11 protein-coding genes and 2 pseudogenes are annotated in these 12,727 nt (G+C 61.6%); 10 read left to right on the forward strand and 3 right to left on the reverse strand.

What is annotated here, in order from left to right:
• Nucleotides 1-9 precede the first annotated feature (9 nt).
• Nucleotides 10-1,497, reverse strand: coding sequence for a sigma-54-dependent transcriptional regulator (locus WH91_RS04705; protein WP_046169857.1), 1,488 nt, complete (start codon nucleotides 1,495-1,497; stop codon nucleotides 10-12).
• A 190-nt stretch (nucleotides 1,498-1,687) separates the two neighbouring features.
• On the opposite strand from WH91_RS04705, the gene WH91_RS04710 reads away from it, so the two are divergent.
• The 6 genes and pseudogenes from WH91_RS04710 to WH91_RS04730 all read left to right on the forward strand — a co-directional run bounded on the left by WH91_RS04710 (nucleotide 1,688) and on the right by WH91_RS04730 (nucleotide 8,986).
• A complete protein-coding gene (locus tag WH91_RS04710; RefSeq protein ID WP_046169858.1) occupies nucleotides 1,688-3,490 on the forward strand; it encodes a M3 family oligoendopeptidase in 1,803 nt (600 codons plus the stop codon).
• A 52-nt stretch (nucleotides 3,491-3,542) separates the two neighbouring features.
• Nucleotides 3,543-3,710 carry an aa3-type cytochrome c oxidase subunit IV gene (locus tag WH91_RS23160; protein ID WP_082101990.1) on the forward strand — a complete coding sequence of 56 codons (168 nt, stop codon included), beginning with the start codon at nucleotides 3,543-3,545 and terminating at the stop codon, nucleotides 3,708-3,710.
• Between the two features lie 65 nt (nucleotides 3,711-3,775).
• A pseudogene (locus tag WH91_RS04715) lies at nucleotides 3,776-5,050 on the forward strand (Re/Si-specific NAD(P)(+) transhydrogenase subunit alpha); the annotation flags it as partial.
• A gap of 306 nt (nucleotides 5,051-5,356) precedes the next feature.
• A pseudogene (locus WH91_RS04720) lies at nucleotides 5,357-5,707 on the forward strand (proton-translocating transhydrogenase family protein); the annotation flags it as partial.
• Between the two features lie 5 nt (nucleotides 5,708-5,712).
• Nucleotides 5,713-7,119 (forward strand): NAD(P)(+) transhydrogenase (Re/Si-specific) subunit beta, encoded by a 1,407-nt coding sequence (locus WH91_RS04725; protein WP_425285351.1) that lies wholly within the window; start codon nucleotides 5,713-5,715, stop codon nucleotides 7,117-7,119.
• Nucleotides 7,120-7,216: 97 nt separating this feature from the next.
• Nucleotides 7,217-8,986: a hypothetical protein gene (locus WH91_RS04730; RefSeq protein WP_046169860.1), complete on the forward strand. Its 1,770-nt coding sequence runs from the start codon at nucleotides 7,217-7,219 to the stop codon at nucleotides 8,984-8,986.
• Here WH91_RS04730 and WH91_RS04735 read toward each other — a convergent pair.
• Nucleotides 8,980-9,186, reverse strand: coding sequence for a SlyX family protein (locus tag WH91_RS04735; protein ID WP_046169861.1), 207 nt, complete (start codon nucleotides 9,184-9,186; stop codon nucleotides 8,980-8,982). The genes WH91_RS04730 and WH91_RS04735 overlap by 7 nt on opposite strands.
• Before the next feature lie 131 nt (nucleotides 9,187-9,317).
• Between WH91_RS04735 and WH91_RS04740 the strand changes: the two genes are divergently transcribed.
• The 3 genes from WH91_RS04740 (at nucleotide 9,318) to WH91_RS04750 (ending at nucleotide 11,425) form a co-directional block, all read left to right on the forward strand.
• Nucleotides 9,318-9,860 (forward strand): tryptophan-rich sensory protein, encoded by a 543-nt coding sequence (locus tag WH91_RS04740; RefSeq protein ID WP_046169862.1) that lies wholly within the window; start codon nucleotides 9,318-9,320, stop codon nucleotides 9,858-9,860.
• Nucleotides 9,861-9,928: 68 nt separating this feature from the next.
• A complete protein-coding gene (locus WH91_RS04745; RefSeq protein WP_046169870.1) occupies nucleotides 9,929-10,567 on the forward strand; it encodes a DsbA family oxidoreductase in 639 nt (212 codons plus the stop codon).
• Between the two features lie 48 nt (nucleotides 10,568-10,615).
• On the forward strand, nucleotides 10,616-11,425 hold the full coding sequence (locus WH91_RS04750) for an alpha/beta hydrolase (protein ID WP_052952593.1): 810 nt from the start codon (nucleotides 10,616-10,618) through the stop codon (nucleotides 11,423-11,425).
• A 123-nt stretch (nucleotides 11,426-11,548) separates the two neighbouring features.
• On the opposite strand, the gene rpsU is transcribed toward WH91_RS04750, so the two are convergent.
• Nucleotides 11,549-11,821 (reverse strand): 30S ribosomal protein S21, encoded by a 273-nt coding sequence (rpsU, locus tag WH91_RS04755; protein WP_046169863.1) that lies wholly within the window; start codon nucleotides 11,819-11,821, stop codon nucleotides 11,549-11,551.
• A 234-nt stretch (nucleotides 11,822-12,055) separates the two neighbouring features.
• Here rpsU and WH91_RS04760 point away from each other — a divergent pair.
• The coding region (locus tag WH91_RS04760; RefSeq protein ID WP_046169864.1) for an alpha/beta fold hydrolase at nucleotides 12,056-12,727 on the forward strand (672 nt) is incomplete at its 3' end.

Raw genomic sequence — 12,727 nt, forward strand, 5'->3', positions numbered from 1 at the left:
GAACTGCCGTCAGGCAGCGTCGCTGATCAGCTCTTCGGCGAGGCCGTATTCGTGCAATTTGCGGTATAGCGTCGAGCGGCCGATCTTGAGCGCGCGGGCGACGCGGGACATGCGGCCGCCGTGGTGCTCGATGGCGAAGACGATGGCGGCGCGCTCGATTTCGGCCAGAGCGGCGATCTCGCCTGTGGGCGCGAGGAAGCGGTCGGGCGCGGCCATAGGCTCGTCAAGCACGGCGCGCAAGCGGGCGGAGGCTGTGTCGATATGGATCGGCGCTGCCAGCACCGGCACGCCTTCGAGGGCCTTGAGGGCGACGTCGCGACCGTTGGTCTGGGCGAAGACCTGCGGGAAATCGACGGTTTCGAGGAAGGCGCCGTCGGTCAGAACGATGGCTCGGTAGACGGCGTTTTCGAGCTGGCGGATGTTGCCGGGCCAGTCGTAGCTCAGCAGCAGTTCGAGCGCGACGGGGGAGATACCGAGCACCCGCTTTCCGGCCTCGGCGGAGAAGCGGGCGATGAACATGGCAATGAGTGCGGGAATGTCTTCCATGCGGTCGCGCAACGGCGGCACATAAATCGGAAAGACGTTGAGGCGGTAATAGAGATCTTCGCGGAACTCGCCAGATTTGGCGAGATTGAGCAGGCGCCGATTGGTCGCCGAGATGATGCGGACATTGACACGCTCAGGACGGGACGCGCCGACTGGCTCGATCTCGCCATCCTGCAGCACGCGCAGTAGCTTGACCTGGATGTCGAGCGGCAGCTCGCCGATTTCGTCGAGGAACAGCGTGCCATTATGGGCTTCGGCGATCTTGCCAGTGTGGTCAGAAATGGAGCCGGTGAAGGCACCCTTCTTGTGACCGAACAGCACCGATTCGACGAGGTTTGGCGGTATAGCGCCGCAGTTTATGGTGATGAAGGGCTTGCCGGCGCGGTCGCCGGCGCCCTGGATGATGCGGGCGATCAGCTCCTTGCCGACGCCGGTTTCGCCTTCCACCAGCACGGGAATAGTCGATTTGCCGGCCTTGGCACAGAGGATCAGTACACGTGCCATGCTGGGCGCCTTGGCGATCATGTCGGCGCTGGAGAAAGTGCCGGCCTTGCGGGCGCGTTCGGAGCGAATGGCGGCTTCGAGCGCATCGAGCTTCATGGCGTTGCGCAGCGAGATGATCAGGCGCTCGGGGGCCACCGGCTTGACGAAATAGTCGGCCGCGCCATTGCGCATCGCCGAGATGACGGTTTCCAGTGAGGCGTTGGCTGTCTGGATGATGACGGGGGTGGTGAGGCCTTCGCGGCGCATGGCGTCCATGACGCCCATGCCGTCGAGATCAGGCATCACGAGGTCGAGGATCATGGCCCCGATATTGCGATCTTCACGCAGGATGGTCAGCGCCTGCTCGCCGCCGGTGGCGGTCAGGGGCTTGAATCCAGCGCGATTGGCGACCTCGGCAGTGAGGCGCAATTGTACTGGGTCATCATCGACTACGAGAACGCGCGTCATCCAGGCTCCAGTCTTCTTGGTTACAGCATCGAATCGTGTGCCGTTTTGGGAGGAGTGTGGGCGACGGGTGTTAAGGCACGATTAATCATGAGGAATTCGACATGGAGCTACGCCGGAACGGGCAGACTCTTCCCATCGCGCGCCTCGCTGGCTAAGGTCCGCGGCAAATCAGAACAGCCGGAGTATCGCCATGATCGCAGAAGCTCAGAAGGGCCACAACCAGTTCGGCAACCTGCCGGTGTGGGATCTCTCGGACCTTTATCCGCGGAGGGACAGCCCCGAATTCAAGGCGGACCTCGAAACGGCCAAGGCGCTCGCGAGCCAGTTCGAGGCCGACTACAAGGGCAAGCTGGTCGAGCTGACAAAGGCCGGCAAGCTGGTGGCTGCGATCAAGGACAGCGAAAAGCTGGGCGACCTTAGCGGGAAGATCGGCTCGTTCTCGTTCCTGCAATATGCGCAGAAGGCGACCGATCCGGACCGCGCCAAATTCATGGGCGATACCAATGAGGCGCTGACCAAACTTTCGACCAAAGTGCTGTTTTTCGAACTGGAACTGAACCGGATCGACGATGCCGATCTCGAAGCGGCGTTCGCGCAGGATGCGGAACTGGCGCGCTATCGCACCTGGTTTGCCGAGTTGCGCAAGGCCAAGCGCTACCAGCTCGACGACAAGCTGGAAGAGCTGTTCCACGACAAGTCAGTGACCGCCTATTCGGCGTGGAACCGGCTGTTCGACGAGACGCTGTCGAGCCTCGAGTTCGAGGTCGATGGCGAAACGCTCAACATGGAAGCAACGCTGCATCTGCTGTCTGAAAAGGACGAGAGCAAGCGCCAGGCGGCATTCAACGCGCTGGGCAAGACGCTCAAGCACAATGCGCGGCTGTTTACCCACATTACCAACGTGCTGGCCAAGGACAAGGAAATCTCGGATCGCTGGCGCGGTTACGAGGACATCGCCGATAGCCGGCATATGGCCAATTCGGTCGAGCGCGAAGTTGTCGATGCGCTGCAGAAGGCTGTGCAGGACGCCTATCCGCGGCTGAGTCACCGCTATTATGCGATGAAGGCCAAGTGGTTCGGCAAGGATAAGCTCAACGCCTGGGACCGCAATGCGCCGCTGCCGACCAGCGACGAGCGGACCTGGGACTGGGAAAGTGCCAAGACCACGGTGATGGAAGCCTATGGCAAGTTTTCGCCGGAGCTGGCGGCGGTTGCAGCGCCGTTCTTCGACAGCGGCTGGATCGATGCGCCGACCGGCGACGGCAAGCTGTCGGGGGCCTTTGCGCATCCAACCGTGCCGAGCGCGCATCCGTTCCTGATGCTGAATTACATGGGCCGGTCGCGCGATATCATGACGCTGGCGCATGAGCTGGGACATGGCGTGCACCAGCGGCTGGCGGCGGCGCAGGGGCCTATCCTTGCCAATACGCCACTGACCCTGGCCGAAACCGCGTCGGTGTTTGGGGAAATGCTGACGTTCCGGCATCTGCTCAACAACACGACCGACCCGAAGCTCCGCTTTGCTTTGCTGGCGTCCAAGGTCGAGGACATGCTCAACACGGTGGTGCGGCAGATCGCGTTTTATACGTTCGAGCGGCGGGTCCATACGGCGCGGCGGCAGGGCGAGCTCAAGACCGAGGAAATCAACCAGATCTGGCTCGACGCGCAGAAGGAGTCCCTGGGCGACGCCATCATCCCCAATGATGGCTATGACATCTTCTGGGCCTACATCCCGCATTTCATCCATTCGCCGTTTTACGTCTATGCCTATGCCTTCGGGGACTGCCTTGTGAACTCGCTCTACGCGCAGTATGAGAAGGCCAGCGACGGCTTTGCGGAGCGCTATTTCGAGCTGCTCAAGGCTGGCGGGAGCAAGCACCATTCCGAGCTGCTGGCGCCGTTCGGGCTGGACGCGAAAGACCCGCAGTTCTGGTCGCTCGGCCTGTCGATGATCGAAGGATTGATCGACGAACTGGAAGCGACTTCGCCCTAAGCCGGTTTCGGCTGCTATAGTTTTTTGAGACGACTGGACCAAAGAGGATCAAATGGCCACCGAGCACCGCCCCGAGCACCATGCCGAACTGCAGGTCGAATCCCCGATGGACTATGCCCAGCACGAAGCCACCTATGGTGCGTTCCTGACCGCCGTTAAATGGGCGATTATCGGCACAGCCGTTACGCTGGTCGTGCTGTATTTTCTCATCAAGCCCTGATCGCAGCAGCGCATACAGGCACATGAATCAAGCCTGTCCGTCTGGCAGGCGGGCAGGAGACTCCCATGAAAATTGCGATCGTCCGCGAGCGTTTCGAGGGGGAGAACCGCGTTGCGGCCACTCCAGAGACGGTGGGCAAGCTGATTGCGCTTGGCGCCAGCGTATCGGTCGAGCAGGGCGCGGGCACGGGCTCTCGCATTCTCGACGCGGATTATAGTGCTGCCGGCGCGACCGTGGCTGCCACCGCCGATGCTGCGCTGAGAGGCGCCGACGTTGTGCTGACTGTTCGGCGTCCAAGTGCGGCCTGGTTGTCGGGCGTCAACAAGGGTGCGCTGGTGATCGGTGCGCTTGACCCATATGGTAATGACAAGGAGCTTCATGCTCTGGCCAAGGCCGGCGTTACCGCCATTTCCATGGAATTCATGCCGCGCATCACGCGTGCACAGGTGATGGATATCCTGTCCAGCCAGGCCAATCTCGCCGGCTATCAGGGTGTCATCGAAGCCGCGTCCGAATTCGAGCGCGCCTTCCCGATGATGATGACGGCGGCCGGCACTGTTCGTCCGGCCAAGGTGTTCGTCATGGGCGCAGGCGTTGCGGGTCTCCAGGCCATTGCGACCGCCAAGCGCCTCGGCGCAGTGGTATCGGCGACCGACGTGCGGCCCGCTGCCAAGGAGCAGGTGGAATCGCTGGGCGGCAAGTTCGTTGCCGTCGAGGACGACGAATTCAAGCAGGCCGAGACGGCCGGCGGCTATGCCAAGCAGATGAGCGCCGCGTATCAGGCCAAGCAGGCCGAGCTCACCGCCACCCATATCGCCAAGCAGGACATCGTTGTCACCACGGCTTTGATCCCGGGGCGCCCGGCGCCGCGGCTGATCACCCGGGCAATGGTGGAATCAATGGCGCCGGGTTCGGTAATCGTCGACCTGGCGGCCGAGCGCGGTGGCAATGTCGAGCTGACGGTCCCTGACAAGGTGATCGAGCATAACGGCGTCAAGATCATCGGCTATACCAACATGCAGGGCCGCATCCCGACCACGGCGAGCCAGCTGTATTCGCGCAACCTGCTGGCCTTCGTCACCACGCTGATCGACGCCAAGGAAAAGAAGCTCGCCATCAACTGGGATGACGAGCTGGTCAAAGCGACCGTGCTGACGCGCGATGGCCTCGTGGTGCATCCGAATTTCGTCGGCGCCGCCATGGTGGACGAGGTCAAGCCTTCAGCCAAGGCGAAGGCAGCGCCCAAGGCGTCGGCGGCTGGTGTCGAAGCCAAAGATGCTCCTGCCGAGACAGGGGCTGCGTCGTCGGCTCCGAGCAAGAAGGCTGCTGGCAGGAAGGCAGTGGTGGCTGCGATGGCCGATACGCCCAACAAGGCCGTTGCAGGCGTAGAGCAGTCGATTCCCACTTCCGCTGGAGTTCCGGTGACGCCGGCCAAGCGCGCCGCGACCAAGAAGGCGACCGCAGTGATCGATGCCGCAGCTGCTGCGTCGCCTACGGTGCTCGCCCCGTCGGTTGTGAAAAAGAAGCCGGTGACAAAGCCTGCAGCGCATGTGGAAGACCACGCGCCAGCCAAGCAGCCAGCCACGACTAAAAAGACAGTGAGCAAGCCTGCTGCACCCAAGGGAGCCAAGTAAATGGAAGCGACGGCAGGACAGACCGCCGATGTGATCGCTGCAACGGCTCATGCGGCCAGTGGCGGGGCGCTCGACCCATTCACCTTCCGGCTGGCGATTTTCGTGCTGGCGATCTTTGTCGGCTATTTCGTGGTGTGGTCGGTTACCCCGGCATTGCATACGCCGCTGATGAGCGTGACCAATGCGATCTCCTCGGTGATCGTCGTCGGCGCATTGCTGGCGGTGGGCGTGCAGCTGGCGGCTGACGGAAACTGGATTTCCAAAGCCTTCGGCTTCATCGCCCTGGTGTTTGCCAGCGTCAATATCTTTGGCGGGTTCCTCGTCACCCAGCGCATGCTGGCAATGTACAAGAAGAAGGGCTAACGCCGATGATCTCTGCAGATATCGCAGCCCTTCTCTATCTGGTCGCGGGCGTGCTGTTCATCATGGCGCTCCGTGGCCTGTCCAATCCGCGTTCGGCTCAGCAGGGCAACCGCTTTGGCATGATCGGCATGGGCATTGCCATTCTGACCACGCTGGCGCTGGCCGCTCCGAGCGACTGGGTCAGCTGGGTGCTGATCATTGGCGGTATCGGCCTTGGTGGTGGCATCGGCGCGTACATGGCCCGCACCGTCAAGATGACCGACATGCCGCAACTGGTCGCGGCTTTCCACTCGCTTGTGGGCTTGGCTGCAGTGTTCGTGGCGGCGGCAGCGCTGTATGCGCCCGAAGCTTTCGGCATCGGCATTCCGGGTGACATTCACGCCCAGGCGCTGGTCGAAATGTCGATCGGCGTAGCCATCGGCGCCTTCACCTTCACCGGCTCGATCATCGCCTTTGCCAAGCTCAACGGCAACATGAGCGGCAAGCCGATCATCCTGCCGGCGCGCCATGCCATTCACATCGTGCTGGGCGTGGCCATGCTTGTTTTGGTCTGGGCCTTCACCGTTTCGGCAGACCCTTGGCTGTTCTGGGCCATTACCGTGCTGGCGCTGGTGCTGGGCGGTCTGATGATTATCCCGATCGGCGGCGCCGACATGCCGGTGGTGGTGTCGATGCTCAATTCATATTCGGGTTGGGCAGCGGCCGGCATCGGCTTCACGCTGGGCAATACGGCGCTGATCATCACCGGCGCGCTGGTGGGCTCATCGGGCGCAATTCTCAGCTACATCATGTGCAAGGCGATGAACCGCAGCTTCATTTCGGTGATCCTCGGCGGATTCGGCGGCGATAGCGCATCCTCGGCGGCGGCCGCGGAAGACGATCGCCCGGTCAAGCAAGGCGCAGCCGAAGACGCTGCGTTCCTGATGAAGAATGCCGGCAAGGTCATCATCGTGCCCGGTTACGGCATGGCGGTGGCACAGGCCCAGCACGCATTGCGCGAAATGGCCGACCTGCTGAAGAAGGAAGGCGTCACGGTAAAGTACGCCATCCATCCAGTGGCGGGCCGCATGCCGGGGCACATGAACGTGCTGCTGGCTGAAGCCAACGTGCCTTATGACGAGGTGTTCGAGCTTGAAGATATCAACTCCGAATTCGCCCAGTCCGACGTCGCCTTCGTGATCGGCGCCAATGACGTGACCAATCCATCGGCCAAGACCGACAAGACCTCGCCGATTTATGGCATGCCGGTGCTCAATGTCGAAGACGCTGGCACCGTGCTGTTTATCAAGCGCGGCATGGCTGCCGGCTATGCGGGCGTGCAGAACGAATTGTTCTACCGCGACAACACCATGATGCTGTTTGGCGATGCCAAGAAGATGACCGAGGACATCGTCAAGGCGCTCGGTCATTGATCCGATTGTTGCCAATCGAAGAATAAAATAGGGTCGCCCTCGGGCGGCCCTCTGTTTTATTGCTTAGACTATTCTTCTTGGGCCGGGGGATTGTGTCATGGCGAGGACTTCGAGAAAGCCGACCAACACGCAGGCGCAAAAGCCCGTCGAGGGACCACAGCGCAAAACGGCGGTTGTGGTCATACACGGGATCGGCGAGCAGCGCCCACTTGAGACGCTCCGGGAATTCGTCGAGACCGTGTATCGACGGGACCATACGCTGGCGAGCCTGCCGGTTGCGCCCAACGGCATGCTGGATATTTCGGTCGTCCCCGATGATGTGACTGGTTCTGCCGAACTGCGCCGGATCACCACGCTCAAAGACGGCCCGCAAAACCGGACGGACTTTTTCGAGTTCTATTGGGCAGACATCATGGATGGCACGCCCATCGACATGGTGACGGGCTGGATCAGAACGCTGTTGCTGCGCTCGCCTTGGCGCCTGCCGCAAGCCAGAAAGGTAAAGCGGGCTTGGCTGATCTTGATTGTCATGGTGGCGCTGGTCGGCGCCGCAGGCATGGTGGCGGTCCACTCAGGCATCGCCGAAGTCATCGAAAGCTCCGGTCCGGCTCAATGGATCGGCCAATGGCTCGGCGGCATTGGGCCCCAAGCTGGCGGCTTCATTGTTTTAGTCGGCTGCGTGCTGTTGCTGGCAGGGATGGTGCGGGCGCGTTTCGACATGCGCCAGGTGTCAGTGGGCCTGCCGTTTGGCCTGATAGCGGCGGGCGCCGTTCTCTTGCTCATTCCAGCGTCGGTGGCCAGTTCGCTCGCGTTCTGGGCCGCGGTGGTCACCGCCGGAGTGGGTTGGGCATTGAATGCCGTCATCACGCCCTATGCGGGCGATGTCGTTCGCTATGTGAGGGCAACTCCGAGCACCGTCGAGCGGCGAAGGCAGGTGCGCGAGCGCGGGATCGCCCTGCTGGAGGCACTGCACAAGAAACGGCTCAAGGGCCCGCCACTTGAAGCGTTCACCCAGGCGAGTGCGAATGATCCGCCACTCTACAACCGGATCGTGCTGGTCGGGCATAGCCTTGGAACGATCATTGCCTACGACATCCTGCAACTGTTCTGGGAGAAATATGGCCCGACGCACCATCAGGATTGGCTAGCGGACGATCCTGCCGTTCAGGAGGCCCTGGAGGGGTGTGATGCTTTTGTGAAGGTAGCGTGGGGCGATCCGCATGTGGCGATCGATGCGACGGAGTTCGAAAAATCCCGCGCCGGGCTGTTCGCGTTACTGCGCGACGCACGACCGGGTTGGCGCATCAGCGACCTGATCACGCTGGGCAGCCCGCTGGCCCATGCGGAGTTCCTGTTGGTAGATAGCCAGCAGGAGGTCGAGAATGCCTTTTTCGAGCGCCGGTTCGCGACGGCGCCGCCCCGCCCCGACCCAATGCTTGGCAGCATGCTGCTTGCTCCACCCGGACCGGACTTGCGCCAAGGACAGCAGCCGATCGCCTATCCGCATTTCGCGGCCCAGTTTGCGGCGGTGAAGTGGACCAATCTGTACGACGAACATGCAAATCCGCTGTTGGGCGACCTGATCTCGGGCAGCCTTGCGGGCAGTTTCGGGCCGGGCATCCACGAGCATGGTGTCACCATCAGGCGACCCGGGTTATGGGGTGCGCTTGGTCGCATATTCACGCATACGCAATACTGGAGCTGGCACCCGAGTTACGAGCCTGACGCGGAAGTGGCCGCTCGAGCGAGTATCCAGCTTGGTGTCGTGGAGCGGCGAGAAGCGCTGTGGAGAAATGTTCCTGAGCACATCATTCAGCTACGTCTCGCGCTTCGGCTGTCGACCGAGGACGATCAAAAGCTTCAGTAATGCGGGGGTGGTGGTTCGGTCGAGGGGTCGGCGATGTGGACGCCGGAGCGGACATGCTGGTCTACCGTGTCGAGTTTGCGCGTCAGCAGGTCGATCTGCCTCCATTGCGCGGTGATGGTTGTATTCAGTTCCTCGATGGTCTGGTCCTGGTAGGCGATGCGGGTTTCGAGGGCTTCGAGGCGCTCGGCAAAGTCGGTCATGGCGATGTCCTTTTGCGCTGCTTCTATCGCAGTTGTGCAGCAAGGTCAGCACAGCGTGATTGACGTAAACGGAACCCTTTGGCGGCCGGGCCTGTTGCTTTGTCAGTCAATGGCAAGAACGGGAGCCAGACATGGCGACCATCACGGCAGTTTCAAAGCAGTTTTTTTCGAGTCTCGATGCGGACCGGCATAATGCGCTTGGTCTGGTGTTGAGCGCCGCCTTGCCGCTGGCCGTGTTTGTTATTGCCAATGGCATCGCCGAGCTGAATGGAATGATGCCGCTGTTTTTTGCGCCGTTTGGTCTGCCCGGCTGGATGGGTGGCGTGTTGCATCTGGGTGGTCTGCCGCTGTTCGGCATGGCCCGCTGGATGGTAGCTGGACGCGGTGACCGTGGCCGCGAGGCCAGTTGTTGGGTTGTAGTGCTGATGGCCGGCATGATTGTGCAGCCGTTCCTCGTGATGCCGCTGGATGCGCTGGCCCTGAGCATTGTGTCGTTTGCGCTTCTGGTAGTTGGGCTGGGCACGATGGTACGCGTGGCCGAGGTCGACCCCAAGGCGGCCATGATCATGGCGCCGGGGATGGCGTGGGTGGGGTTCTCAGCCTTCGTCGGCTTAAGCTTTGCTGCTGCCTGGGCGCCGCCGTTTGCGGTGACCAATAGTCACGGCGGCGCCTAGTTACCTTTGGGTGCGTGCTTGCACCGACCCAGATTCCGATCCATGTCATGGTCAAAGAGGATTTGCCCATGACCAAACTGCTCAAGATCGATGTGTTCACCGACGTGGTCTGCCCCTGGTGCCTGGTCGGCTCCGCGCGCCTCGACAAGGCTATTGCGGCGCTACCGGACGATGTCGAAGTGGTCGTCGAAAACCATCCTTTTTATCTCGATCCCAATACGCCGGCCGAAGGCGTGGTTGTGGCCGACATGCTGCGCGAGAAGTATGGCAAGGACCCCAAGGAAATGTGGGAGCGGGTGGAAAGTGAAGCCCGCAAAGTCGGCGTCGACCTCGATCTTAGCAAGCAGCCCCGCATGTTCCCGACCAAGAAAGTGCATACGATCACTCGGCTGGCGAAGCCGCTGGGCATCCAGCACGAATTGGCCAATGCCATCGCCAATGCGTATTTTCTCGAGCACCGACAGGTCAACGACGACAATGTTCTGGCCGATATCGCTGCGGAATTCGGCTTTGATCGCGGTGACGCTTTGGACCAGATGAATGATGAAAACGAGCTGGCCATCACCGAACAGTTGGCGAACGACGCTGCCGCGCAAGGCATCCGCGGCGTGCCGTTCTTTGTGTTTGGCGAAAAATATGCACTCTCGGGCGCGCAGCCGGAGGAAGTATTCGAACGCGCGCTCGCTCAGGCAATTGACGAGCTTTAAGCTCGTGGTCTGGAGTAGTGTCTCGACGAATTTTTGCCGAGGTTTAAAATGAAGCTCCTGAGCCGCATCCTCACTACCGCGGTTGTACTGGTCGCCGTCGCATATGCGGGGGCGGTTGGCTATATGTATGTCAACCAGCGCGCGCTGCAGTATGACGCCCAAGGTGAGGTGATTAATCTGGCCGATGCGGACCTACCGCAGGCCGAGAACATCGCGGTGCCGGTGGGCAACGGTATGGTCAACGGCTGGTATCAGGCGCCGCGAGCCGGCATGCCGCTGATTGTCTACTACAAGGGTAATTCAGGCAGCTTCACCACGGAGCACGAACGATACGAGCAATTCGTCGCGGACGGCTATGGCTTCGTGGCGTTTGACTATCGTGGCTTCCCGGCGTCGCCGGGCTCCATCAGCCAGCAGGGTATTCTTGATGACGCGACTACGGTGTTCGACTGGGCTGCTGCCAAGGGTTTTCCTATGGTGATCTGGGGACGCTCGCTCGGTTCAGGGCCGTCGACCTATGTCGCCAGCGAGCGCGATGCAGAGGCGCTGCTGCTGGAAACGCCGTTCCTGTCTGCGGTGACGGTGGCGCGCGAGCGCTATCCGTTCATGCCGGTGAGCCTTGTCATGGCTGACCAATTTCCGGTTAATGAATGGATTCTGAACGTCGATGAGCCTGTGCTGGTGGCGCATGGTACGGGCGATACTACCATCGATGTCAGCAACGGCGAGCGGGTGTATGCGCTGGTGCCCAGCAAGGACGAGTTGTGGATCGAACCGGGCGCTGGCCACGGCGATCTGTGGGATCGCGGCATCTGGGACCATGCCAAGCCGTTTTTTGAACGCGCCATGGCAAACTGACGCGGAATCACCCTGTCCAAGCAACTGACTGCCAAGCCGGTGCCGATTGCGCCGCCGGAAACCTGACAAACAAAAACGCCGCCCCGAAGGACGGCGTTTTCAAATTCTGTATTCCAGCAGCGCTTAGGTGCGCGGCATAGCTGCGGGCGGACGACCGGGCTGGCCGGGACGTGCCGTAGCAGTTGGGGCGGGCAGGCCGCCTTCGCGCTGGAGACGCTTGCGAGCCAGCTTGCGGGCACGACGGATTGCCTCAGCCTTCTGGCGAGCCTTCTTCTCAGAGGGCTTCTCGTAGTAGTTCCGGAGCTTCATCTCCCGGAAAACGCCTTCGCGCTGCAGCTTCTTCTTCAGCGCGCGCAGCGCCTGATCAACGTTATTATCGCGAACGACTACTTGCAAAGGTCAACCGCCCTTTCGAAGCTTGGACATGTGGGTTTATGAAATAGCGCCAGAGCCAAAAGACCCCGTCGCCGACCAGCAGAGCCAGTCATCGTGGGCGGGTCTATAGCCCAGCTATCCGGGCTTGTCCACTATCCCGACGAGAAAAACCGCGGAAATGCCGTATCGAGACTTGCCCTGTGGGCAGCGCGACGAAACAGTCGGGCCAGATGATTTTGCTCAAGGAGCATTGATATGGCAAGCGATCTGCTGCTGTTGCCCGGATTGATTTGTGACGAGCGCCTGTGGCGCGAGGTGATCGCCGGGCTCGATGCGCAGTCTGTGGTGGCGGACCTGACGCAGGATGACTCCATACCGGCGATGGCAGCGCGGGCTCTCGCCTCGGCCCCGGCTCGATTCGCTTTGGCGGGCCTTTCCATGGGCGGTTATGTGGCTTTCGAGATCATGCGACAGGCGCCGGAGCGGGTGTCGCATCTGGCGCTGCTGGACACTTCCGCCCGGCCTGACGACGCGGCGCGCAAGGAGACGCGGCGCAAGGGCATCGACATGGTGGGGCAGGGCAAGTTCATCGGCGTGTCGCGCGGGCTGCTCGGCAGTCTGATCGCGCCGCAGCATATGGGAAGCGAGGTTGCGCGCGATGTGCAGGCGATGTCCGAGAGGGTGGGGCAGGCGGCCTACGTGCGCCAGCAGGTGGCGATCATGAACCGGGTGGATTCCCGGCCGACCCTGGCGACGATCAATGTGCCGACGCTGGTGGCTGTGGGTGAGATGGACAAGATGACGCCGGCTGAACTGGCAGAGGAGATGGCGGCGGGGATTGTGGGAGCGGAGCTGGTGCGGTTTGCGAAAAGTGCGCATTTGCCGACGATGGAGAACCCGGGGGCGGTGGTGGAGGCGATGCGGGGG

This window comes from Devosia psychrophila, assembly GCF_000971275.1.
In the GTDB taxonomy this organism is placed as follows: domain Bacteria; phylum Pseudomonadota; class Alphaproteobacteria; order Rhizobiales; family Devosiaceae; genus Devosia; species Devosia psychrophila.